We start from the raw sequence: 23,297 nt of genomic DNA on the forward strand, positions 1-23,297 counted from the left end.
GCCTTTCAACGCCGCCTCCCTCGCTGATTGGACTGCGGGCCGTGGGGCCAGGCCGGCGCGTCGGTTCGGACCGCCGCGCGCAGGCGCGCCGAGCGGGCGCGCGGGTTGATCCGGATCTCGTCCTCCTGGGGCTTGAGCGCGCCCTTGAAGAGCAGGCTGAAGCTCGCCGCCGGCGCGGCGTCGTCGGGCGCGGCCGGTCGGTGGCGTGAGCCGCCGCCGCCGCGCGCGCTGCGCGCCCGCAGGAAGTCCTTGACCTTGCGGTCCTCCAGCGAATGGAAGGCGATCACCGCGAGGCGGCCGCCCGGACAGAGCAGCGTCTCGGCGGCCTGGAGGCCGCGGTCGAGCTCGCCGAGCTCGTCGTTCACGAAGATTCTCAGGGCCTGGAAAGTCCGGGTCGCCGGGTCGGTGCCGCCGGGCACCCGCCGCAGGATGGCGCGCACCAGGTCGGCCAGCTGGGTGGTGGTGGCGAAGGGCGCGTCCTTGCGCCGGGCGACGATCGCCCGGGCGATCGCACGGGAGCGCCGCTCCTCGCCGAAGCGCCACAGGATGTCGGCGATCTCTGCCTCGGGGTAGGTGTTGACCACCTCGGCCGCCGTCGGGCCGTCGTCGCTGTCCGGGCCGGACATGCGCATGTCGAGGGGGCCTTCCTCGCGGAACGAGAACCCGCGCTCGGGCCGGTCGAGCTGCGGCGACGAGACCCCAAGGTCCAGGGTGATCCCGTCGACCGTTTCGAGGTCGCGCGCCATGACCAGCGCGTCCATATCGCCGAAGCGGCCCTCGATCACCGTGAGTCGGTTCTGAAACCGCGGCGCCAGGGTCTCGCCGCGGCGCACGGCCTCCGGGTCCCGATCGATCGCCCAGACCCGGCAGTCGGCCGCCGCCAGCAGCGCCTGCGTCGTGCCGCCGGCGCCGAAGGTGCCGTCGAGGTAGATCGCGCCGTCGCGCGGCTCCAGCGCGCGCAAGACCTCCCGGACCATGACCGGCCGGTGCGCCTCGGCCGAAGCCTCGCGCGTGGTCCCGCCTGACGCGTTCACTGTTCCTTACTCCTCTGCCGCAGCGACAGGGTGAGGCCCTGGCTCCGTGCCCGGTCCCTGGCGGCCTCCTTGTGTTGCTGCAGGTCTTCCGGCTGCCAGATCTGGAACGAAGGGCCCATGCCGACGAAGCAGGCGCGATCGGTAAGTCCGGCGTAGTCGATCATGTCGGCCGGCAGGATCACCCGCCCCTCGGGGTCGAACGGAAGCTGGAAGGAGTCGGCGAAGATGGTCAGGCCGAGATCCTGCTGATCCTCGGAGTGGAGGTCGTTCTCCATGGCGCTGTCATTGAGCGCCTCGAGGAACTCGAGATCGGAGCCTTCGATGACCGTGTGGCGGTAGGAGGGACGGACGATGATCCCCGCGTAGGACGAGCGGGCGATCGCTTGACGAAAAGGCGCAGGCACGGAGACCCGACCCTTGCGGTCGACCTTGTTCTCGAAGGTGCCAAAGAACACCGCCACTTTCGTCTCCCGGGGCTCGGCCGCCTGCAGTCACGACCATGCCGTTCGCTGATTTCCCCGCTTTGCCGCTCTCCCCCCATCTTGGGATCTTTTGGATCTCTCATGGGTGAGTTTGGGATAACATGGGAAATCATGGGTGTCAATGGTGCGGCAAGTAAAACTCTTAGGGTTAAAAAGAGGTTAAGGGCCTTCTTTTATTGGGTTTGAGGTCTTCACCAGATCTCGTGGTTTTCAGTTCTTGAGATACTGGATGAAGGAAGGTTCGAGTGCATACGGCGACTTTGTTCTTATTTTGTTCTCAAAATGAAACGGGGCCAAGACAAGACGGCAGAGGCTGCTCGGCTCCGGTCCAAAGCGGCGGAGTCATGGGAAATCATGGGATCGGGCCGGACGCCGTCTGCGGGCAAAGTGCGGGCTGAGCGTCAGACGGCCTGTAAGCCGGGTTCTGTCCCCCTTGAAGGGGGGATGGCCATTCATCTGGGACGCCCGTTGCCGGACGCCTCGCGCGACCTACCCGGGCGGCGGCGTGGAAACCCGCTGGCCGAAGCCTGCCGCCCCTACTTGGTCTTGCTCCTGGTGGGGTTTACCGTGCCGTTCCCGTTGCCGGCAACGCGGTGCGCTCTTACCGCACCCTTTCACCCTTACCCGCCTTCGCCAAGGCTTCGGCGGGCGGTTTGCTTTCTGCGGCACTTTCCCTGGGGTCGCCCCCGCCGGGTGTTACCCGGCACCGCGTTTCCATGGAGCCCGGACTTTCCTCCCCCGGCGCCGAGGCACCGGGAGCGGCCATCCGGCCGTCTGACCCTTCTTCATCTAGGCCGCGCCGCCGGGGCCGTCAACCAGACGCAGCAGGGCGGCTAGCCGCCGGCGGCTCTCCCGGTCCATGGAGCCGGTCACGGCCTCGGGCCGGAAGTGGCGCTGAAAGGCCCGGATCACGGCGGCCGGATCCTCGTCGAGGTAGCCGTAGCCGTAGCGTTCGAGGTCCTGCGGCATCTTGCCCGGCGCCGCGGCGGGCGACGCAGGATCGGGCCAGAGGCCGATGCCGGCACGGGCCAGGCGGGCCCAGTCGAACAGCTCTCCCGGGTCCTGCTTGCGCAGCGGCGCGACGTCGGAGTGCCCGAGAACCCGGGCGGGCGGGATCGGGTGGCGCTTGACGATGTCCGCTGCCAGCGCGATCAGCGCCCTCATCTGGGCCTCGGGAAAGGGACGGTAGCCGAACTCGTGCCCCGGATTGACCAGCTCGATGCCGATCGAGCGGGCGTTGATGTCGTCGCGTCCGGCCCAGCGCGCGACGCCGGCGTGCCAGGCCCGCCGCTCCTCCGGCACCAGCCGGTAGAGGCTGCCGTCCTCGTCGATGCAGTAGTGCGCGCTCACCTTCGCCTCGGGGTCGCAGAGACGGTCGATCGCGGCCTCGGCGCTGGTCATGCCGGTGTAGTGGATCAGCAGGATGTCGACGGCCTGGCCCTCGGGCCGCGCGTCGTGATTGGGCGAGGAGCGCAGGATCATGGCGGTCCGTTCCGGTCAGGAGGCGCGCTCGACGCCGCCGAGCGCCTCGCGCTTTTCTTCCAGCTCGATCCAGCGCGCCTCGGCCGCTTCGAGCGTGTCGCGCAGGCCGGCCAGCTCAGCCGCGGCGGCCTGATAGTCCTCGGGCCGCGCGCTGTAGAGATCGGGATCGGCGAGCTTCGCCTCGAGGGCCCGGGTTCGTTCCGTGAGGTCGTCGATCTTCGCCGGCAAGCCGTCGAGCTCGCGCTGCTCGCGGTATCCCAATTTGCGCGATGCCGTCTTCTGCCGCGCCGGCCCGGTCGGGCCCGTCGCATCGGGCGGCCTGCGCTCGGCGGTGGCGCCGCGGCGGGCGTCGAGGTAGTCGCTGTAGCCGCCGACCTGCTCCACGACCTTGCCGTCGCCCTCGAGCACGATCAGGCCCGTGACCAGCCGGTCGAGGAAGTCGCGGTCGTGGCTGACCAGCAGCAGCGTGCCCGCGTAGTCGTCGAGCACGTCGAGCAGCAGGTCGAGCGTGTCCATGTCGAGGTCGTTGGTCGGCTCGTCCAGGATCAGGAGGTTGCTCGGCCTGGCGAAGAGCCGCGCCAGCAGCAGGCGGTTGCGCTCGCCGCCGGAGAGCGACTTGACCGGCTGGCGAGCCTGGCTCTCCTCGAACAGAAAGTCCCGCAGGTAGGCCACCACGTGGCGCTGCCGGTCGCCGACCATGACGCTGTCGCCGCCGCCGGGCACGAGGTTCTGCCAGAGCGACGCCTCCAGGTCGAGGCTCTCCCGGCGCTGGTCGAAGTAGAGCGCCTGGAGCCGGGTGCCGAGCCGGAGCCGGCCGGAGTCGGGCGCCAGCTCGCCGGTCAGGAGGCGGACCAGCGTCGTCTTGCCGGCGCCGTTGGGACCGATGATGCCGATTCGGTCGCCCCGGCGAATCCGGGTCGAGAAGCCGGCCATGATCGGCCGCGCGGGCGCGCCGGGGCTCTCCGGCGGAAAGCTCTTGGTCAGACCCTCGGCCTCGATCACCAGATCGCCGCTCTTGCCGCCCTCGGCCGCGGCCAGCCGGGCCCGGCCCGGCGCGGCGAGCCACTCCGCCCGGGACCGTCGCAGCGCGGCGAGCCGGGCGAGACGTCCCTGGTTGCGCTTGCGCCGGCCGGTCACGCCGCGCGCCAGCCAACCTGCCTCGCGCACGATCCTGCGCTCGAGCCGGTGCCGTTCTTCGGCCTCGGACTGGAGCACCGCGGCCGCCCAGTCCTCGAAGTGGCTGTAATCCTTGTCCAGGCTGCGCAGGCGTCCCCGGTCGAGCCAGTGGGTGCGCCGGCAGACCCGGGTCATGAAGGCCCGGTCGTGGCTAACCAGGAGCAGGGCGCCGGCGAAGCGCGCGAGCTCGCCCTCGAGCCACTCGATGGTCGGCAAGTCGAGGTGGTTGGTCGGTTCGTCGAGCAGAAGGACGTCCGGCTCCGACACCAGCGCCCTGGCCAGGGCGGCGCGGCGTCCCTCGCCGCCGGAGAGCCGGCCGAGCCGTCGCGCCCCCTCGATGTCCAGGCGTTTCAGAACGGCCCGCACCCGGTGGCCGCCGCACTCGGTGTCCTGGTCCGGCGCCAGGCCCCCGGTCACGTAGTCGGCCACCGTCGTGTCGCCATCGAACCGCGGGTCCTGGGGCAGATAGGCGATGCGGGTCGCGGGCTGAACGAAGCGGGTCCCCTGGTCCAGCGCCACCTGTCCGGCCAGCGCCTTGAGCAGGGTCGACTTGCCCGAGCCGTTGCGGCCGACCAGGCAGGATTTCTCGCCGCGCGCGATGCCGAAATCGAGTCCCGTGAAGAGCGGCCTTTCGCCGAACGAGAGCGTCGCGTCTCTGAGCGCGACGAGGGGCGGGGCGGAGGCCATGGAGCCGGCGCGACTCCTAATCCAGGCCGCGATGTTTGCGCACCGTGTCGTAGGCGGCGTTGATCTGGGCCAGCTTCTCGTTGGCCAGATCGACGAACTCCTGGGGCATGCCCTGGGCGACCAGCTTGTCCGGATGGTTCTCCCGGACCAGCCGGCGGTAGGCGCCCTTGAGGTCGTCGTCGCTGACGTCGCGCCGGACGCCGAGCACGCCGTAGGGGTCGGCGTCGCCGGCCGCGACGTTGGCGGCCTTGACCCGCTCCCAGCGCTCGGGATCGAGCCCGAAGATCTTGGCCACGCTGGCCAGGTACTCGAGCTCCGCCTCGGTCACCTGGCCGTCGGCCTTGGCGATGTGGAACAGGCCTTCGAGCAGCTCTTCAAGCACCGCCGGGTTCTGCCTGAACATCCGGCCGAGCTGGCGGGCATAGGGCTCGAAGCCGCGCGAATCCCGACGCGCCTGGTCGAACAGGCGGCCGACGTTCTTCATCTCGCGGGGCGGGATCCGGAACACTTCCTTGAAGGCGCCGATCTCGTCGCGGGTGACCACGCCGTCGGCCTTGGCCATCTTGGCGCCCAGCACGATCACGCCGATGGTGAAGGCGACGTTCTTGGTCGCGTCGGCCGCCTCGGCGCCGTCCTCGGTGCTCTGCCGCATCTTGTCGACGGCGTGGCCGGCCAGGCCGCCGAGCAGGGCGCCCAGCGGCCCGCCGATCGCGAAGCCGGCCGCACCGCCGAGGATTTTGCCCCATACGCTCATCGAACCGGAGCTCCCGGCGCGAGACCCGCGGACCCGGCCTCCGCCGCGCCCGCCCGCGCGCTTCCGTCAAGAAAGAGGGTGGCGGTCAAGGATGCGGCTATCCCTCGCCGATGGCAAGGCGGCCGATCCCGGGCATCTTGATCGCGAGATCGAGCGGGTCGACGCCGAAGGTCAGTCCGAAGACCGTGATCTCCAGGCCCTCCTCCACGGCCGCCAGGATGCCGAACAGACCGAACAGCGACACCTGGAAGCCGGTTCCACTCGGGCTCGCGGCGGCGAAGGTCGTCTGGCCCAGGAAGTCCTTGCCGACCGCCGTCGGCGGCAGCTCAAGGCGCAGCGCCGGAACCTCGCGGCCGACATAGGCGACGAAGGTGTTCGAGTTCGGCCCCGGCCAGGTCTTGTAGTACTCGGCATAGGGATAGCGGTCGATGGCGGCCTCGATCTCGTCGATCAGCGCCTCGGCCTCGGGGCCCCGGCGATCCAGGTAGATCTCCGGCGCCGAGCCATACCAGAGGCGGTCGGGATGCCGGTCGCGCCGGGCCACCAGGGCGCGGCCGCCGTGCCAGTAGTTCCAGCCCATCACCTGGTGGACGTCGAAGACCTCGGCGCCTTTCGGCTTCACGGCGATCCAGGTGTGCACGGCGAAGGCGCCCCGCCAGTTGAACGCGCGGGCGCCGTAGACCTGCACGATCGCCTCGGGCGTGTTGGCCGGATCGGGCGCTATGCCGGTCGGCTGCCGGCTGGCCGTGCGCCAGTCGGCGTCCAAGTTCGCCATGCCGGCCAGCGCCGCCAGCGCCGGTCCGGCGAGCAGCAGCAGGAGGCCCAGGATCGCGAGCTTTGCAACGGTCATCGGCTTCATTTCCCAAACCCTACAGTAGCACCCCAGGGACGCACGACCCGAGCACGTTCTCGTGACGGGATTGTGGCAAATGCCTTGCCAGATGCAATCTGATATATTATCGATAAATTATCGACATTTTGCAAATATAGAGATTGGAACCATGGCGCGGCGCGAAGCAGGCGAGGGACCTCAGGAGCGGCAGGGACGGTGGCAGTTCTGGATCGACCGCGGCGGCACCTTCACCGACGTGGTTGCCCGCCGCCCCGACGGCACGCTGGTCACCCATAAGCTGCTCTCCGAGAACCCCGAGCAGTACGACGACGCGGCGTTGCAGGGCATTCGCGACCTGCTCGGCCGCGACGGAGCGGCGGAAGCTGGCGCGGCGATCCCGCCCGAGCGGATCGAGGCGGTCAAGATGGGCACCACGGTCGCCACCAACGCCCTGCTCGAGCGCAAGGGCGAGCGGACCCTTCTGGCGGTCACCAAGGGCTTCAAGGACGCACTCCGGATCGCCTACCAGAACCGGCCGGACCTCTTCGCCCGGCGGATCGTTCTGCCCGAGCTGCTCTACGAGGAGGTGGTCGAGATCGACGAGCGCGTGAGCGCGCAGGGCGAGGTTCTGGTCGGCCTCGATCCGGCGGCGGCCCGCGCCGCACTGACGGCCGCCCACGACCGGGGCATCCGCTCCCTGGCGATCGTTCTGATGCACGGCTACCGCTACACCGCCCACGAGACCCGCCTGGCGGAGATCGCGCGCGAGGTGGGGTTCACCCAGGTCTCTGTCAGCCACGAGGTCAGTCCCCTGATGAAGCTGGTCTCGCGCGGCGACACGACCGTGGTCGACGCCTATCTCTCGCCGATTCTCAGCCGCTACGTGGACCGGGTGGCGGCGGCCCTCGGCGGCGCCCGGCTCATGTTCATGCGGTCGAACGGCGGCCTGACCGACGCGGCGCTGTTCCAGGGCAAGGATTCGATCCTTTCGGGCCCGGCCGGCGGCATCGTCGGTGCGGTCCGCACCTCGGCCATGGGCGGCTTCGAGAAGATCATAACCTTCGACATGGGGGGTACCTCGACCGACGTAGCGCACTACAACGGCACGTACGAACGGGCCTTCGAGACGCTTGTTGCAGGCGTACGCATGCGCGCGCCCATGATGCAGATCCATACGGTGGCCGCCGGCGGCGGCTCGATCCTGCATTTCGACGGCGCCCGCTACCGGGTCGGGCCGGACTCGGCCGGGGCGAACCCGGGCCCCGCCTGCTATCGGCGCGGCGGACCGCTCACCGTCACCGACGCGAACCTCATGCTCGGCCGGATCGTCCCGGCCTTCTTCCCCAAGGTCTTCGGGCCCGGCGCCGACGCGCCGCTCGACGAGGCGGCGGTGCTTGGCGGTTTCGAAGCGCTGGCGGCGGAGATCGGCGCTACGACCGGCGACGTGCCGGCGCCGGAGCAGGTCGCGGCCGGGTTCCGCCGCATCGCGGTCGAGAACATGGCCAATGCGATCAAGAAGATCTCGACCCAGCGCGGCTACGACGTCACCGAGTACACCCTGACCTGCTTCGGCGGCGCCGGCGGTCAGCACGCCTGCGACATCGCCGACGCCCTGGGCATGACCAGCATCTTCCTGCACCCCTTCGCCGGCGTGCTCTCGGCCTACGGGATGGGCCTGGCCGACCTGCGGGCGCTCGGCCAGAAAGCGGTCGAGCAGGACCTCTCGGAAGCGCTGATTCCGGAGCTGGAGGCGGGCCTCGCGGCGCTCGAGGCCGAGGGCCGGGAAGAGATGCGTAGCCAGGGCATCGCGGACCGGGCGATCAGCGCGGTCAGGCGCCTGCACCTGCGCTACGCCGGCAGCGATACCGCGCTGGAAGTGGCCTTCGGCACGCTCGAGGAGATCGTCGCGCGCTTCGAGGCGGCGCACCGCCAGCGCTACGGCTTCGTCATGGCCGGCAAGGGCCATATCGTCGAGGCCATCGCCGCGGAGGTGATCGGCCATACCGAGCATCCGGCGGACCGGGAGCTGGCGACGCGCGCGCGCCTGGAGGCCCTGGCGCCCGCCGCGACGACCCGGCTCTACGCCGGCGGTGCGTGGCGCGACACGCCGGTCTACCTGAGGGAAGACCTGCTGCCAGGTGACGAGATCGACGGTCCGGCGATCATCGTCGAGCCCACCAGCACGACCGTTGTGGAGCCCGGTTGGCGCGGCGTCCTGAGCGCGCGCGATCACTTCGTCATGAACCGGGTCGTCCCGCTGGAGCGCGCCGCGGCCGTCGGCACCTCGGTCGACCCGGTCATGCTGGAGGTCTTCAACAACCTCTTCATGTCGATCGCCGAGCAGATGGGGTCGACCCTGGAGAACACCGCCTACTCGGTCAACATCAAGGAGCGGCTGGACTTCTCCTGTGCCATCTTCACGCCCGAGGGCGAACTGGTGGCCAATGCGCCCCACATGCCGGTGCATCTGGGCTCTATGAGCGAGAGCATCCGGGCGGTGATCCGCGCGCGCGGCGAGACCATGGCGCCGGGCGACGTCTACGTGCTGAACGCCCCCTACAACGGCGGCACCCACCTGCCGGACATCACCGTGGTGACGCCGGTGTTCGGGGAGGGGCCGGGTAGTTCAGGGACCCTGCTGTTCTTCGTCGCGAGCCGCGGCCACCACGCCGATATCGGCGGGATCACCCCGGGCTCCATGCCGCCGGACAGCCGGACGGTCGAGGAGGAGGGTGTGCTGATCGACAACTTCACCCTGGTCGAGCAGGGCCGCTTCCGCGAGGCCGAGCTGCTCGCGCTGCTCGCCTCGGGGCGCTATCCGGCCCGCAACCCGGCCCAGAACCTGGCCGATCTCAAGGCCCAGATCGCGGCCAACGAGAAAGGCGTACAGGAGCTGCGGCAGATGATCCGGCATTTCGGGCTCGACGTGGTGCACGCCTATATGGGGCACGTACAGGACAACGCCGAGGAACAGGTTCGCCGGGTGCTCGACGTGCTGAAGGACGGCAGCTTCATCTATCCGCTGGACGACGGCTCCCAGGTCCAGGTGGCGATCCGCATCGACAAGGCCAGGCGCGCGGCGGCGGTCGACTTCTCCGGCACCTCGGCGCAGCAGCCGGGCAACTTCAACGCGCCCTCGGCGGTCTGCCGGGCGGCCGTGCTCTACGTCTTCCGCACCCTGGTCGAGGATGCCATCCCGATGAACGAGGGCTGCCTCAAGCCGCTCGATATCCGGATTCCCGAGGGCTCCATGCTCAATCCCCGCTACCCGGCCGCGGTGGTGGCGGGCAACGTGGAGACCAGCCAGATCGTGACCGATGCGCTCTACGGTGCGCTCGGCGTGCTGGCCGGGGCCCAGGGCACGATGAACAACCTGACCTTCGGCGACGCGCGCTACCAGTACTACGAGACGGTCTGCGGCGGCTCCGGCGCCGGGCCCGACTTCGACGGCACCGCCGCGGTCCATACCCACATGACCAACTCGCGGCTGACCGACCCGGAGGTCCTGGAGTGGCGCTTCCCGGTGCTGCTCGAGAGCTTCGGGATCCGCGCCGGCTCGGGCGGCGCGGGGCGTCACCGCGGCGGCGACGGGGCGCGGCGCCGCCTGCGCTTCCTCGCGCCGATGACCGTGGCAATCCTGTCCAGCCACCGCAAGGTCGCGCCCTTCGGCTGCGCCGGCGGCGCCCCCGGCGCGCTCGGCCGCAACTGGGTCGAGCGCGCCGACGGCGGGCGCGAGGATCTGGGCGGCACCGACCGGACCGAGGTCGGCCCCGGCGACGTCTTCGTGGTCGAGACGCCGGGCGGCGGCGGCTTCGGCGCATCGGGCGGCACGGATTAGGAGGCGCGCGGCATGGCTCGGGAAAAGGCTCAATCAGAGGCCGCCGGGAAGCGGCCGATCGTGTCTTCGGCCCATCTCGTCTCCGCCACCTCGGCCGAGCTCAGCGAGTTCGAGTTCGGCCTCATCATCGCCAGCCACGCCTTCAGCCGCTGGACCGTGCGCTGCATGGCCGCGGCGGGCCACGACGAGCTCGGCGCGCTCGATATCATGGTGCTGCACTCGGTCAACCACCGGGACCGGGAGAAGAAGCTGGCCGACATCTGCTTCGTGCTGAACATCGAGGACAGCCACACCGTGTCCTACGCGCTGAAGAAGCTGAGCCGTCTCGGCCTCGTGGGACGGGAGCGGCGCGGCAAGGAGATCTTCTATGCCGCCTCGCCGGCCGGCAAGGCAGCCTGCGCGCGCTACCGGGAGATCCGCGAGGCCTGCCTGATGAGCAGCTTCAGCGCGCTCGGCACCGACTGGACCGAGGCCGCGAACCCGGAGATCGGCCAGGCAGCGGAATGGCTGCGCACACTCTCGGGGCTCTACGACCAGGCAGCGCGGGCGGCGGCGTCGCTGTAGCGGGGTCAGGTAAATATATAAAGTAAATAAAAAGGTAAAATATTTGTTAGTTGTTGATTTTTATTTGGCTTTATAATATATGAATTTAGTCCGGAGCAGATTTTACTGTACAGGTTTCGGGCAGCGGTTGAATATTTTTCACGGGAACAAACGCCGATGACCCAAGTGGGCGCCAAGTCACTACAGGATGGTCTCAGGGCCGAAGGGTTCGTCCAGGAGGACGACGAAGGCATCAGCTTTCTCTCGCTGGTGCGCAAACTCTCGGCTTTCACCGTCGTCATCCTGCTGTTCCATCTCGCGGTTCCCCTGCCCGAGGCGAACCTCGCCATCACGAGCGGCCTCGGGATCGAGCATGCCTGGTACCGAGATGTCCCGCTGACCATCCTGGTGGCGGGGCTGAACGCCGGCTTCGCGATCGTCGCGTTCCGCCTGGTCCGCTGATCGCCGAGAGTTCGATAGATTTCCTGGTCAGTTCCGCGGGAAGCGGTTCCAGCCCTGTAGGATCGCCTCGTCGTCGCTGCAGAACACGTGCTCGCCGCGATCCGGGTCGACGGTGATCTGGTCGTAGTTCTCGTCGGAAGGGATATAGAAGATTTTCTGGCCTTCGTCGGTGACCACCGCCTTGACCACGCAGAAGGTCGTGTCGGTGACTTCGCCGGGCAGACGCTCGCCGGCGCGCCATTTCTCCGGCGGCACGAAGTCGCCCCGCCAGAGTCCGAGCTTGGCCTCGCGGGCCCGGGCCTCGGCCGCCAGATAGGTCGGGAAGGCGTCGGGCAGGGCGACCACATAGCCCTGCTCCAGCAGGACCGCGCTCAGGTCCTTGCCGGCCGCCTGGCAGAGCCCCGAGACCATCAGGCCTTCCTCCTCGGTCTTGCAGCTCACCTCGCCGAAGGCGACCAGCTTGCGGAGAGCCAGGGCCGCGTCGAGGCCGCAGCGCCACTCCTTGTTCTCGAGCAGGCAGCGCTGGCCCAGTTCCGGCGCGTCGATACCGGCCAGATTGAAAATCTGCATGTCGATCTGCAGCGTGTCCCCGTCGATGACGGTAATCTCGGGTTTCGCTTCCGTCGTGACGCCTCTTTGCAGGCCGAGCATGAGCACAAGCGCCGCGACGCCGAGAACCAAGAAAAAGTGGCGCATTGGGAGATCCAAATGATGACTCTCTTCTTATACGGCAACGCCGCGCCGATGTTATAGCTACGAAGTAAAAAAAATCATGGCAAAGACGTGTCTTTGCCGGGAAAAAAGCGGCCCTGGAGGTCATAGCCGCTCAGCCCGTGGCGCGGCCGGGCCGCGCGAGGGGCGCTCTCGGGGTGGCGTGGACCCGCCCCGGCGGTTCAGAGTGCCTCGCCGAAGGCCAGCAGGTGTCTGGTGAACGCCTCGGGCCGCTCCAGCGGGATCAGGTGGCCGGCGTCCTCGAAGCATTCCTCCCGGGCGTTCGGCAGACGGCCGGCCAGCTCGGCGATGTCGGCCTCGACCCGGAACACCCGGTCGTGAGTGCCGGTCATCAGGAGCACCGGCAGGTCGAGCGCCTCGTAAGGCAGGTCCCAATTGGCCTCGGTCGAGCAGACGATCAGCCGCATCAGGGCCTCGTCCGGGGCCATGGCCTGGAAGGCGCCCTCGCCGAAGGCCTTGTCCCACATGACCGGCAGCTGCTCCGGATTGACGATCATGGGCAGGTTGGCTGCCATGACCAGCCGGGTGCCGCCGAGCCTTGCCATCTCCACCATGGCGCGGTTGATCCAGTCGAGCCGGACCCCGGACTTGCGCAGGGTGTTGATCAGCACCAGCCCCGCTGCACGGGGTTTTGCCAGCTCGGCCTGGGCCGCGAAGAGACCGCCGATCGACAGCCCGACGAGAACCGGCCGGGCCGGCGAGAGGTGGTCCAAGAGCCGGTTCAGGTCCTCGACGATCAGACCCGGTGTCAGCGCCGTGCCCGGCGCGAGCGGCGATTTCTGCTGGCCGCGCAGGTTGTAGCACAGCGTGCCGTGGCCGGCCGCCCGAAGCGCGGGTGCGATCGTCGTCTGCCACATGGCGGTATCGCCGGTCAGGGCGTTGACGAAGACAAAAGTTTTGCCGGCCTCGCCGGCCTCCGCGTGCTCGTAGTAGAGCCCGTCGCCGGGCCCAAAGGGCAGATCCGCCATCGCTTGCCTCCGCTGGCAGGGCGCCGCCGTCGGGCGGGACAGGCGGAGCCCTAAGGGTTAACATGGCCTTTACCGCGTCCATGAAGATCCATGGCCGCTTTGCCAGCGTAACGCTTTCAGCGCAATTCTGTGGGATATTGGGATATGACAAGCGATCACACTCGCCTCGTGGGCATCACGGCCGTCGCCCTGGCGACACTCGCGGCTGCGCTCTTCCCGGCGACCCGCGGCTTTAGCGCCAACCTTCAGCCGCCCAATCCTCTGGCCCTCTACGGCGAGGAGGCGCGCTACCTCGTGCTCCGCGACGGCCAGGTGGTCGGTCGCAACATCATGAACTTCTCACAGCGCGGCGACAGCATCGAAGTGGCGGCGCGCATGGAGCTGGAGCTGCGCTTTCTCGCGCTCAAGATCTACTCCTACCTCTACGAGTCGCGGGAGGTCTGGAGCGGGGCGCAGCTGGAGCGGCTGCTGGTCAAGGTCAACGACGACGGCGAGCAATCGAAGTTGGCCGGCGAGCGCCGCGGCGCCAAGTTCGTTTTTGAGGGCCACGGCGCGCAAGGAAAGGTCGAAGGCCTGATCTTTCCGACCAACCACTGGAATGCGGCGGTCCTTTCCCAGACTCGGGTGCTCAACACGCTGACCGGATCAATCAACGACGTCGAGATCACCGCGCACGGCCGGGAGAAGGTGCGGGCCAACGGCGGCGAGATCGAGGCCACGCGTTACAGCTACAACGGCGAGCTCCAGACAGAGGTCTGGTACGACGACTCCGGGCGCTGGGTCGGGATGCGGTTCCGCGCCAAGGACGGCTCCACCATCGTCTATCAGTGCGAGGTCTGCTGGCCGGAAAACTCTTCGTGAGCTTTGCGGGCAGGGCGGTCTGGATCACAGGCGCAAGCAGCGGCATCGGCCTCGAGGTCGCGACACAGTTGCTCGGTCAGGGCGCGCGGGTCTTCGGCAGCGCCCGCAGCGCCGAGCCTTTGCAGGCCCTAGCCGATGAGCAAGCCGGCTTCACCGCCATCCCCCTGGATGTGAGCGACAGCGCCGCGGTCGGGCGCGCCCAGGAGGAGATTGTCGAGCAAGCCGGTAAGATCGATATCGCGATCCTGAACGCCGCGGTCTATGCGCCCGGACCGACCCGCGACCTGAGCGCCGCGGAAATGCAGCGGCACCTCGACGTCAACGTGATGGGCGTGGTCTACGCCCTGGAAGCTCTGTTGCCGCTGTTCGAACGCCAGGGCCACGGGCGGGTCGCGATCGTCGCCTCCGTCGCCGGGTACCGCGGACTGCCGCAGGCCGGCGTCTACGGCGCGACCAAGGCCGCGCTGATCAACCTGGCGGAGAGCCTGCGCGCCGAACTCTCCGGCAGTGGCATCACCGTCCAGGTCGTCAATCCGGGCTTCGTGGACACCCCGATGACCCAAAAGAACGAGTTCGCCATGCCGCTGATCATCACGCCCCGGCGCGCCGCCGAGAAGATCGTGGCGGGCCTGGCGTCCGACCGCTTCGAGATCGCTTTTCCCTGGCTCTTCGTGATCTGGCTCAAGCTGCTGCGGCTGCTGCCCTACGGGCTCTATTTCCCGCTGGTGCGCCGTCTCACTGGGGAGCGGTCATGACCGCACCCGCCGATGGCTCGATGCTCGACGCCTACATCGCACTCTACGAGAACCTCGCGGAGGCGGATCTCGACCGGTTGGAGACCTTGGTGACGCCGGACATCCGCTTCAAGGACCCCTTCAATGACCTGCGCGGCGTCGAGCCGTTGCGGAAGCTCCTGGTCAAGACCCTGGAGGACGTCGCCGATCCGCGCTTCGAGGTGGAGGGTGTCTGGCGGCGCGATGCCGACGCCACGGTCGTCCTCATGTGGCGCTTCTCGGGCCGCGTGCCGGTTCTCAACAAATGGGAGGTCCGCGGCCTGTCGCACATCGGCTTCGCGCCGGACGGGCGCATTGCCAACCATGTCGACTATTGGGATGCGGCGGAAGGGTTCTACGCGCGCCTTCCCGTTCTCGGCGCTATCGTGCGGCGGGTTGGACGGCGGCTTTCGATTGCGTAAAGAAGATTGAGACGCGCCCGATCTCGACGCCCCACTTCGAGACCACGGCCCGGTTCAGCAGGACGCCGCCCTCCTGGAGAAACATCCAGTCGTCGAACGTGACTTCCCACTCGCTATCGCCGATCGGCAGGAGCATCCGGTAGGTCCAGTTGAGCGCGTTGCCCGCCACGGTGCCGGCCGCCTCGCCGATCACGTCGTCCGCGGTGCCGGAATAGCTGTTGGGGCCGGTCCTGGTGATGGTCCAGACCCGCCGATCCTTCTCGCCGTCGTCGTAGAGGAAATCCTCGTCGAGGACCAGCTTGCCCTCGGAGACGGTTCCATCGATGGAAACGCGAAACTGGCGCCGGACGTCGCCGAAGCGGTCCTCGAACCAGCCCCAGGCCGTGGTCTGGCCCTCGAAGTATTCGAAGAGGTCGAGCGGCGGCCCCTTGTCCGCAAAGTCTTCGGTCTTCATGGAGCCGCATCCCCAAACAAAGAAACAGACGAGAACCGCAAGAATTCGTGTCATGTTGGTGTCGCCGACAAGCGTTTGCGAATGAGAACCATGCGGCCGCTGGTCAATGGAAAGGACCAGACGAGAGCTATTGCTGAGAGTTTTATTACGACTGGGACGCCGGCATAGATCACGGCGAGGGCGATGCCGCCCTGCTCGGTGATGCTGCTGGCGTCGTCCGACACGCCGAAGGCGGCGAGCAGCGGAAAGGCGAGCCCGGCCGCCGCGCCGAAGGCAAGCTTGGTTGCCATGCTCCAGATCGAGAAGAGTAGACCTGTTCTCGACTGCCTGAACCGCAGCCGATCCCAGTCGGCCACGTCGGCCTGTATCGCCGGAGGGATGGCGAGATCGGCGCCGAGCGCGAACCCAGTGATCACGCAGATCACGCCGAAGGCGACGAAGGCCCCCTCGCCCAGGAACGGCACCACGACGAAGGCCGCGACCGCGCCCAGCATGGCCAGGCACCACAGCCGGTGCTTGTCCAGGCGGCGGCCGGCCAGCATCCAGAAGGGAATCGCCAGCACGGCGCAGAGGAAGTAGAGCAGAAGAAAGAGGCCCCGCTGCTGCTCGTCGCCGCCCAGCACCAGGGTGACATAGAGCGCGAAGCAGACGGCGGGCAGGGCGTTGGCCATGCCGTTGAGAAACCAGGCAGCGATCAGCCGGACCGCGGGCTTGTTTCGCAGGATGCCGGACAAGGCCTGCTCGCTGCCGGCGGCCGGCTCCGTCAGGGCCGGACGGGGCACGAAAGCGAGCAGGACCGCGATCGCCAGGCCGCCGAGGGTGACGGTGGCCAAGGCGAGGTCGCGCAGGCGCTGCGAATCGCTGTCCGCCGGCCAGAGCGCGATGAACAGCGAGCTCGCGACCAGGCCCGCCAGCACGGCGGCCTCGCGCCCGCCGTTGAGCCAGAGCCGCGACTGGGGCTGCATGGTCAGGCGGGCCGCCCAGACCGTGTAAGGGATCTGCACTGCCGACCAGCCGAGAAACAGCAGCCCCGACCACACGAGCAGGTAGGGCCAGTCGGCCTCTGCCGGCGGCGTGAACAAGAAGAACAGGCTGATCCCGCAGAGTAGGGCGCCCGCCGCCAACAGCCGCCGGAAGCCTTTGCCGGCGTGAATCACCTGGTCGGTGACCCAGCCGATGATCGGATCGGAGACCACGTCCAGCAGCCGCGCGGCCAGCAGCACAAGGCCGGTGACGGCCAGTCCCGTGGCCGTATTCTGCGCGTAGTGGCTGGGCAGGAGAACCTGCGCCGGAATCAGCGGTATGGCCAGGGCGCAGCCCGGCAGCGCGTAGGCCGCCAGGCGGCGCCACTCAATCTGGTCGGCGGATCTTGAATAGGCCGACATCGACAATCGACTCGCTGAAGCCGGCCTCGCAGTAAGACAGGTAGTACTCCCACATGCGTTTGAACCGCGGGTCGTAGCCCTGCTGCCTGATACGCGGCCACGCCGATTGGAACTTCTTCTGCCAGAGCATCAGGGTCTTCGCGTAGTCCTGGCCGAAGAAGAGCTCTTCCTCGATGTCCAGCCGGTGCTCCCGGCTGACACGCCGGAACTCGGCCTTGCTCGGCAGGAGCCCGCCCGGAAAAATGTACTTCTGAATGAAGTCGGGGCTGCGGCGATAGTCCGCGAAGCGCTCGTCGGCAATGGTGATGGTCTGGATCACCGCGCAGCCGCCCGGCTTCAGGCGCTTGCGCACCGTGGCGAAGTACCGGTCCCAGTAGCGCTCGCCGACCGCCTCGAACATCTCGATCGAGACCAGCGCGTCAAAGCGTCCGGAGACGTCGCGGTAGTCGACCAGACGGATGTCCACGCTGTCGGCCAGGCCCTTCTGCGCGATGGAAGCGACCGCGTAGCTTCGCTGCTCGCTGGACAGCGTGATCCCGGTGACCCGGGCGCCGTGCCGTGCCGCCGCGTGGGTCGCGAAGCCGCCCCAACCGCAGCCGACCTCGAGCACCTCCATCCCCTCGCGGAGCCCGGCCATCTCGGCGATCGTTTCGTACTTCCGGCTCTGCGCGGTCTCGAGCTCCTCGTCCTCTTCGCCGGCAAAGAGCGCCGCCGAATAGGTCATGGTCGGGTCGAGCCAGAGCTGGTAGAACGCGTTGCCGAGGTCGTAGTGGTGAGCAATGTTGCGGCGGCTGCCGCGCTTGCTGTTGCGGTTCAGCTTGTGGCGCAACCGGAGGAAGGCGCGCAGCCAGGCTGACATCATCCGGTGGTGGCCCATGGTTGATTCGTTGCGCTGCATGAGGCGCAGCAGGGCGGTCATGTCCGAGGTCGACCAGTCGCCGTCCATGTAGCTCTCGGCGAAGGCCAGATCGGCGCCGAACAGGAGCCGCCGGAAGACGTCGGGATTGTAAAACTGGATATCGGCATCGATGCCGCCCGCTTCGCCGAACACCGCGACGGTGCCGTTCGGCAGGGTGATTCGCAGGCTGCCTGCGACGACGCGGCGCAGGATGCTGAGAACGGTGTGCCCGGCCATCCCCAAGCCGGACGTCAGGACAGGCGATGCGGATACTGCTCCGTCGGGCAGGCTGTGTTCTTCGCTAATCGACATGGATTACTTCTCTAAGTGCTGAAGGACCGGCTCGACAACAGTGAAGGGTTGCCGCGGAGGAGAGCCGCGCCTGTAGTACGAAAAGCCCTTCCCCCACATTTTCAAGGCTTCCCAGTGGATTCCCCCGATGACCTTCAAGGTCATCAACGGGTTTTGTGCCACCACCCTGGCAAGATTGGAAGACGTTAGTGCGCGGCGCTCGCCGACGAAGGCCGCGTTCAGCATGGTCCTTCCGCCGCTGGACTGCCGGATCGCGAGGTTCATGCGTGGGCCTGGAGGGTGCACCCGGAAACGATAGTCGGCGTCCATGGACATGAAGGGCGAGACGTAGAACTTCTTGGGGCACTCGTGCCGCAGCACGCCGTCCTCGCGGCTGTTGGGCAGCACGTAGCTGTGGCTCTCGCCGAAGGTATTGCGCACCTCGTAGATCATGGCCGCGACGCGGCCGGCGGTGTCGTAGCAGTAGTAGACCGAGAGCGGATTGAATACGTAGCCCCAGAGCCGCGGGTAGCAAAGCAGCTCGACCCGCCCGAGCTCGGTGGTGGTGCCGGCTTCGCGGCAGATGCGGTGCGCGTAGGCCTTCACGTCGCCGGCGTCGCGGTCACCGTGGTCCCGGTTGTGGAACGACAGGACGTTCCAGCGGTTCCACGAAAAGAACGGGATGGCGCGGTCAAGCGCCTCGAGCTCGTCGAGGTCGATCAAAAGGCTGAAGACCCGGTATACGAGGCGGTGCGTCTTCGGATGAAAGCGGTGGTGCAGCACGCGGCCGGCGTAGATCGCGCTGTGCCGGATCGAGGTCATGCGGCGCTGACCCGCTCGTACTCGGGCAACCTGACCTGGGCCGGCCAACCGGCCGGCAGGCCGATCCGGTCGTCCTCGGGCCGGACCGCCCAGGGCCGCCGTTCGCCGCCCAGGGCCTCGGCAACCGCCAGGCCGGACTGGATCCCGTCCTCGTGGAAGCCGTAGCCGAAGTAGCTGCCGCAGTACCAGATCCGGTCTCTCCCTTGGATCGTCCAAAGCTGTCTCTGGGCCTCGCGGGCGGCCATGTCGTAGACCGGGTGATCGTAGAGGAAGCTCCGTACGATCGAGCCGTCGCTGGGCTCGTGCGCGGGGTTCAGCGTCACGAAGTAGTCGGTCTCGCAGTTCAGCGGCTGGAGGCTGTTCATCCAGTAGCTCACGCAGAGCCGACGGCCGTCGGGCTTGTCCTCGGCAAGGTAGTTCCAGCTGCACCAGGCCGCTCGCCGCTTGGGCATCAGGCTCCTGTCGGTGTGCAGGATGGCGCGGTTCCGGGCGTAGTGGAAGGCGGAGAAAATGTCCCGCTCATCTTCGGTCGGGTCCCCCAGCATGCTGAGGGTCTGGTCCGCGTGGCTCGCCAGCACGACGTGATCGTAGGCGCTGACCTGCCCGTTGTGGGTCTCGACCTCGACCCCGCCGGGCTGTCGCCTGACCGTGCGGACGGCGCTGTTCAGACGAATCCCGTCGCCCAGGTGGCCGGCGACCCGCTGCACGTAGTTCCGGCTGCCGCCCCGAACGGTGCGCCACTGAGGCCGGTTGGCCAGCTTCAGCAGGCCGTGGTTCTCGCAGAACTCGACAAAGCTAAGAAGGGGGTAGTCCAGCATTTTCTTCGCCGGCGTCGACCAGATCGCCGCGCCCATGGGCACAAGGTGATAGTCGATGAAGGCCCGGCTGTAGCGCTTTCGCGCCAGGTAATCGCCCAGGGTGGTCGCCTCTTCGCCCGGCTTGCGAACGTCCAGAGGCGCCTGCCGGTAGAAGCGCAGCAGGTCTTGGGTCATGCGCCAGAAGTCGAGCCGCAGCAAGTTGGACTTCTGGGCCACCATTCCCGCCAGGTCGCGGCCCGCATACTCGAACCGGCCGTTGCCGACAGAGACGGCGAAGGACATGTCGGAAGCCGCCGTTTCCACGTCGAGGTGGCGGAAGAACGGCGTCAAGTTTGGATAGCTGTGCTCGTTGTAGACGATAAACCCGGTATCGACGGGCCCGTCCGGCGTATCCACGGTATTGGAGTGTCCGCCAAGCCGGTCGTCCTTTTCATAGAGATGGACGGTATGGTTGCGCGAGAGCAACCAAGCCGCGGAGAGCCCGGAGATGCCCGAACCAACCACGGCGATGCGCAATTTCCGCTGTTTTTCCAAAACGCTGTCCCGCCCTTCTAGTATGCGTTAGATTGAGCCTACGTCTGCCGCGCAAGATCGGATCAGCCCCCCGCCGATCCGCTCGAGCGCAGTGATCTATCCCTGATGACGGACCGTATCAAGCGCGTTACGTCTCAGGGAAAGGCTTATGCTGCAGCAATCTACGGTTGAGACTAGTCAGAAAATACGGATGAACGCTCACGCTATGGAGCTGGATCTGGAAGGCGATCTCTGCTTGGTGGCGCGGGATCGCGACCGGCAAGCTTTTGCCCGCCTTTTCAGCTACTTCGCGCCACGGTTGAAAGCTTACCTCTGTAAATGCGGCTCGGACGCGGAGACCGCCGAAGAGGTGATGCAGGAGGCGATGGTGTCGGTGTGGCGCAAGGCACACCTTTACGATGTGCGGAAAGCGCGCGCTAATACGTGGATTTTTACGATCGCGCGTAATCTCCGCGTAGATCGCATCAGGAAGGACATGCGGCCAACGGTCGACCCGAACGACCCCGCTCTGGTGCAGCCGGAGCCGGAAGACGGCGAGACCGCGGTGACCCGCATTCAGAACCGCGACCGGGTGCGGCAGGCGCTCGGGTCGCTTTCGCGAGAGCAGGCGAAGGTAATCGAGCTCTCTTTCTTCGGCGACAAGTCGCACGCGGATATCGCCGACCAGTTGGATCTCCCCCTCGGGACAGTGAAGTCTCGAATTCGCTTGGCGCTGGGGAAACTGAAGAACGCTTTGGAGGACGCATGACCGAGCCTCGGCATCACATTGCAGACGAGACCCTGGCGGCCTACGCCGCGGGCAACCTGGACCGCGCCCTGTCGGTCGTCGTCGCCTCGCACCTGACCCTCTGTCCGTCCTGCCGGTCGCGGCTGGAGACGGTCGAGGAGATCGGTGGCTTGCTCTTGGATGACCTGGAGCCCATGGAGGTCTCGAGCGACGGTCTCGATCTGATCATGGCCCGCTTGGACGAGGAACCGGTGGGGGAGGAGAGCGCGCCCAACCCTGAGACGCGCCGGCGCAAGGACGCCAAAGTGGTGCCGCAGCCGCTGCGCGACCTGCTGCCGGACAATCTGGACGATCTGCCCTGGCGGAACCTGGGTAACGGTGTGAAGCAGTTCAGGATCGAAGGCTTTGACGACCGTTCGGGCACTCTCTGTCTGCTGAACATCGCGCCGGGCACGATGATCCCGCAGCACACGCACGATGGCGCGGAACTGACCCTGATTCTCAAGGGTTCGTTCGGCGACGAGCTCGGCCGGTTTCAGCGCGGCGATATCGCCGAGGTCGACAGCAGCGTCAGCCACCAGCCGATCGCCGATACGGACGAGGCCTGTATCTGCCTGATAGCGACGGAAGGCCCGCTGCGCTTCAAGGGTTTCCTGCCCCGGCTGCTTCAGCCGATCATTGGGATGTAGCGGACTGCGGTAGCCGCATACGCCGCTATCCGAAAGTAATTCGGGGCCAAGCTTTTGAGCTTGGCCCCTTTTTCGTGAAGGTTGGTGGCTGGTTCGGCTCTAGAGCAGATCCGGTTTTGATTGAATCGCCGGAGGCGATCCATCCAAACCCGGTGAATCTGCTCTAACAAGTTGATATCGAGCGGATTCACATGTTTTGCCGGAACCGCGAAGCGTTTCCGTCAAAACATGATTCGCTCTAGCGCAGGAAGATCTCGATCTCGAACAACTGCTGTATCACCATGAGCGTCGCTAGCATGGCGATGCCGCCCAGGGCGATCGCCAGGACGGCGCCGCCATAGGTCATCAGAAACAGGTTGCCCGCGGTGAGGATCGGGTGCCTGCGCCGTTCTTCCGCGCGCCGCGCCGCGCTACGCCGCTCCTTGCCGGCAACGATCGTCACGTAGAAGCGGAAGAACGGCAGGGGCACCGAGAGCCGCAGGTTGATCGGATGCTCGCCCGACCACTGTCGGAGATTCGCCCGTTCCTCGGCGGCGAGATCCTCGCCCTCCGGCGCGCCTGCCTCGTCGCGGTCGATCGCCGCCTCGGCGCGGCCGTCCAACTCGCTCTGCTGTTCCATGCCTGGCTTTCCGTTCAGCCGGTGAGGGCGGGAGCGATTCAACCAGCTGGGGGTAAGGAGCCGATTAACGAGGCAGGAGAGCGGCGCGGGCCCCTCGCAACCCTGGAGAAGCGCCGAATTTCTCTCAAAAGGCGGGCATCGGCGCCGGCCGGTCACGACGGGCCGAAGGCGACATCGGCGATCCAGTTCCTTTCCCGCCGCGCGAGGCGGGACTCCGTGGTTTCCCCGTCGAAGTCGGTCACGGCACGGTCGAAGTCGTCGGCGGTCAGGTTCTCGAAGCAGTTCACGTTGACCACCGCATAGACCCTCCCGCCGCTCTCGCTGGTCACCACGGGCACCGCGCCGCAGCGCCGGCAGATGTGGAAATCGGCGGTCTCGGTCCCGAAGCGGTAGCGCGTCACCATGGCCGGCTCGGCGACCTGGACCCGCAAGCGCCCCTCGGGGTGCGAGGTATAGACGCCGCCATGCTTGCGGCAGAAGCTGCAGCTGCAGGCGCGTACGGGAATCCTCGCCCCGGAGACCGGAAGCGAGAGGTCGAAACGCAGGTTCCCGCAGTGGCAGGCGCCCTCGATCCGTCGCTCGGCTGCTTCCGTCACCGCTCCCCCTTCCAGCGCGCCGATGCCGGCACGCCGGATCAGGCAAACACAGGCGGAGGCGGACCTCAAGGCGAGCGGCCGGGTCGATGAGAGGGCGGCCGCCGAAACCGGGGTTGAATTCCGAGTTTTGATCACCATTTGTTCCCGTGGATCGGTGTGTCCGGGCCTCGCCAGAAAGCGGGGCCTTTTTTCTTTGCCCGCTCGCGCGATTCGCCCGGGACGCTCTCAGGAAGACGAACAAGGGCCATGACTGAAAATCGGCGCGCCAGGCGCTCCGGCGGCGACGTCGCGCGCCCCAAAGCGGGCGCGGACCCCGGCGGCAAAGCCGGCGACCCCCGGCCGCTGGCGCGCCGCCACGCAGAGGCCGCCATCCTCGCGCTGGCCGAAGTGGTGGCCGACCGCTCGGCCAACCCGAGCG

At 67.4% G+C, this 23,297-nt stretch carries 23 protein-coding genes and 1 other RNA gene; 8 read left to right on the plus strand and 16 right to left on the minus strand.

Annotated elements, in window-relative coordinates; genetic code table 11:
- Positions 1-5: 5 nt before the first annotated feature.
- From rsmH to QNJ67_16315, 7 genes are all read right to left on the minus strand, one after another.
- Positions 6-1,034, minus strand: a complete 1,029-nt coding sequence (gene rsmH / locus QNJ67_16285) for a 16S rRNA (cytosine(1402)-N(4))-methyltransferase RsmH (protein MDJ0610534.1) — start codon at positions 1,032-1,034, stop codon at positions 6-8.
- Positions 1,031-1,495 (minus strand): division/cell wall cluster transcriptional repressor MraZ, encoded by a 465-nt coding sequence (locus tag QNJ67_16290; protein ID MDJ0610535.1) that lies wholly within the window; start codon positions 1,493-1,495, stop codon positions 1,031-1,033. The genes rsmH and QNJ67_16290 overlap by 4 nt, the downstream gene beginning before the upstream one ends.
- A 418-nt stretch (positions 1,496-1,913) precedes the next feature.
- An RNA gene (gene rnpB, locus QNJ67_16295) (RNase P RNA component class A) lies at positions 1,914-2,294 on the minus strand.
- Positions 2,295-2,305: 11 nt separating this feature from the next.
- The gene (locus tag QNJ67_16300; protein MDJ0610536.1) at positions 2,306-2,998 is read right to left on the minus strand and encodes an N-acetylmuramoyl-L-alanine amidase; all 693 of its coding nucleotides are present in this window, start codon (positions 2,996-2,998) and stop codon (positions 2,306-2,308) included.
- Positions 2,999-3,013: 15 nt separating this feature from the next.
- Positions 3,014-4,861, minus strand: coding sequence for an ATP-binding cassette domain-containing protein (locus QNJ67_16305; GenBank protein ID MDJ0610537.1), 1,848 nt, complete (start codon positions 4,859-4,861; stop codon positions 3,014-3,016).
- Positions 4,862-4,877: 16 nt separating this feature from the next.
- Positions 4,878-5,615 carry a TerB family tellurite resistance protein gene (locus QNJ67_16310; protein MDJ0610538.1) on the minus strand — a complete coding sequence of 246 codons (738 nt, stop codon included), beginning with the start codon at positions 5,613-5,615 and terminating at the stop codon, positions 4,878-4,880.
- A 97-nt stretch (positions 5,616-5,712) separates the two neighbouring features.
- The gene (locus tag QNJ67_16315) at positions 5,713-6,465 is read right to left on the minus strand and encodes a DUF3750 domain-containing protein (GenBank protein MDJ0610539.1); all 753 of its coding nucleotides are present in this window, start codon (positions 6,463-6,465) and stop codon (positions 5,713-5,715) included.
- A gap of 151 nt (positions 6,466-6,616) precedes the next feature.
- Here QNJ67_16315 and QNJ67_16320 point away from each other — a divergent pair, with 151 nt between their 5' ends.
- The 3 genes from QNJ67_16320 to QNJ67_16330 all read left to right on the plus strand — a co-directional run bounded on the left by QNJ67_16320 (position 6,617) and on the right by QNJ67_16330 (position 11,290).
- Positions 6,617-10,285, plus strand: coding sequence for a hydantoinase B/oxoprolinase family protein (locus QNJ67_16320; GenBank protein ID MDJ0610540.1), 3,669 nt, complete (start codon positions 6,617-6,619; stop codon positions 10,283-10,285).
- Between the two features lie 12 nt (positions 10,286-10,297).
- Positions 10,298-10,849: a winged helix DNA-binding protein gene (locus QNJ67_16325; protein MDJ0610541.1), complete on the plus strand. Its 552-nt coding sequence runs from the start codon at positions 10,298-10,300 to the stop codon at positions 10,847-10,849.
- Positions 10,850-11,005: 156 nt separating this feature from the next.
- The gene (locus QNJ67_16330; protein ID MDJ0610542.1) at positions 11,006-11,290 is read left to right on the plus strand and encodes a hypothetical protein; all 285 of its coding nucleotides are present in this window, start codon (positions 11,006-11,008) and stop codon (positions 11,288-11,290) included.
- A gap of 27 nt (positions 11,291-11,317) precedes the next feature.
- On the opposite strand, the gene QNJ67_16335 is transcribed toward QNJ67_16330, so the two are convergent.
- Together QNJ67_16335 and QNJ67_16340 are read right to left on the minus strand one after the other, a co-directional pair.
- Positions 11,318-11,986, minus strand: coding sequence for a thermonuclease family protein (locus QNJ67_16335; GenBank protein MDJ0610543.1), 669 nt, complete (start codon positions 11,984-11,986; stop codon positions 11,318-11,320).
- Positions 11,987-12,183: 197 nt separating this feature from the next.
- Entirely contained in the window at positions 12,184-12,990 is an 807-nt protein-coding gene (locus tag QNJ67_16340; GenBank protein ID MDJ0610544.1) for an alpha/beta fold hydrolase, read from the minus strand.
- A gap of 144 nt (positions 12,991-13,134) precedes the next feature.
- Between QNJ67_16340 and QNJ67_16345 the strand changes: the two genes are divergently transcribed.
- The 3 genes from QNJ67_16345 to QNJ67_16355 are packed head-to-tail and all read left to right on the plus strand — an operon-like array spanning position 13,135 to position 15,046.
- Positions 13,135-13,851 carry a DUF6134 family protein gene (locus tag QNJ67_16345; protein ID MDJ0610545.1) on the plus strand — a complete coding sequence of 239 codons (717 nt, stop codon included), beginning with the start codon at positions 13,135-13,137 and terminating at the stop codon, positions 13,849-13,851.
- A complete protein-coding gene (locus tag QNJ67_16350) occupies positions 13,848-14,606 on the plus strand; it encodes an SDR family NAD(P)-dependent oxidoreductase (GenBank protein ID MDJ0610546.1) in 759 nt (252 codons plus the stop codon). The genes QNJ67_16345 and QNJ67_16350 overlap by 4 nt, the downstream gene beginning before the upstream one ends.
- A complete protein-coding gene (locus QNJ67_16355) occupies positions 14,603-15,046 on the plus strand; it encodes a nuclear transport factor 2 family protein (protein ID MDJ0610547.1) in 444 nt (147 codons plus the stop codon). The genes QNJ67_16350 and QNJ67_16355 overlap by 4 nt, the downstream gene beginning before the upstream one ends.
- On the opposite strand, the gene QNJ67_16360 is transcribed toward QNJ67_16355, so the two are convergent.
- Genes QNJ67_16360 through QNJ67_16380 form a run of 5 tightly spaced genes read right to left on the minus strand, consistent with a single transcriptional unit; the run spans position 15,006 to position 20,248 of the window.
- The gene (locus QNJ67_16360) at positions 15,006-15,500 is read right to left on the minus strand and encodes a DUF3833 domain-containing protein (GenBank protein MDJ0610548.1); all 495 of its coding nucleotides are present in this window, start codon (positions 15,498-15,500) and stop codon (positions 15,006-15,008) included. The genes QNJ67_16355 and QNJ67_16360 overlap by 41 nt on opposite strands.
- A gap of 50 nt (positions 15,501-15,550) precedes the next feature.
- A complete protein-coding gene (locus tag QNJ67_16365) occupies positions 15,551-16,885 on the minus strand; it encodes an MFS transporter (GenBank protein MDJ0610549.1) in 1,335 nt (444 codons plus the stop codon).
- Complete coding sequence (locus QNJ67_16370; protein MDJ0610550.1) at positions 16,851-18,095, minus strand: cyclopropane-fatty-acyl-phospholipid synthase family protein; 1,245 nt, start codon at positions 18,093-18,095, stop codon at positions 16,851-16,853. Before QNJ67_16370 ends, QNJ67_16365 begins: the two co-directional genes overlap by 35 nt.
- A 3-nt stretch (positions 18,096-18,098) precedes the next feature.
- Positions 18,099-18,896: a DUF1365 domain-containing protein gene (locus tag QNJ67_16375; GenBank protein MDJ0610551.1), complete on the minus strand. Its 798-nt coding sequence runs from the start codon at positions 18,894-18,896 to the stop codon at positions 18,099-18,101.
- The gene (locus QNJ67_16380; protein MDJ0610552.1) at positions 18,893-20,248 is read right to left on the minus strand and encodes an FAD-dependent oxidoreductase; all 1,356 of its coding nucleotides are present in this window, start codon (positions 20,246-20,248) and stop codon (positions 18,893-18,895) included. The genes QNJ67_16375 and QNJ67_16380 overlap by 4 nt, the downstream gene beginning before the upstream one ends.
- A gap of 205 nt (positions 20,249-20,453) precedes the next feature.
- Between QNJ67_16380 and QNJ67_16385 the strand changes: the two genes are divergently transcribed.
- Together QNJ67_16385 and QNJ67_16390 are read left to right on the plus strand one after the other, a co-directional pair.
- A complete protein-coding gene (locus QNJ67_16385) occupies positions 20,454-20,996 on the plus strand; it encodes a sigma-70 family RNA polymerase sigma factor (GenBank protein MDJ0610553.1) in 543 nt (180 codons plus the stop codon).
- The gene (locus QNJ67_16390) at positions 20,993-21,664 is read left to right on the plus strand and encodes a ChrR family anti-sigma-E factor (protein MDJ0610554.1); all 672 of its coding nucleotides are present in this window, start codon (positions 20,993-20,995) and stop codon (positions 21,662-21,664) included. The genes QNJ67_16385 and QNJ67_16390 overlap by 4 nt, the downstream gene beginning before the upstream one ends.
- A 238-nt stretch (positions 21,665-21,902) precedes the next feature.
- Here QNJ67_16390 and QNJ67_16395 read toward each other — a convergent pair whose 3' ends face one another.
- Both QNJ67_16395 and QNJ67_16400 read right to left on the minus strand, forming a co-directional pair.
- Positions 21,903-22,283 (minus strand): hypothetical protein, encoded by a 381-nt coding sequence (locus QNJ67_16395; protein MDJ0610555.1) that lies wholly within the window; start codon positions 22,281-22,283, stop codon positions 21,903-21,905.
- Positions 22,284-22,435: 152 nt separating this feature from the next.
- On the minus strand, positions 22,436-22,879 hold the full coding sequence (locus QNJ67_16400) for a hypothetical protein (GenBank protein ID MDJ0610556.1): 444 nt from the start codon (positions 22,877-22,879) through the stop codon (positions 22,436-22,438).
- Between the last annotated feature and the right edge of the window lie 418 nt (positions 22,880-23,297).

The sequence above is a fragment of the Kiloniellales bacterium genome, assembly GCA_030064845.1.
Taxonomy (GTDB): Bacteria; Pseudomonadota; Alphaproteobacteria; order Kiloniellales; family JAKSDN01; genus JASJEC01.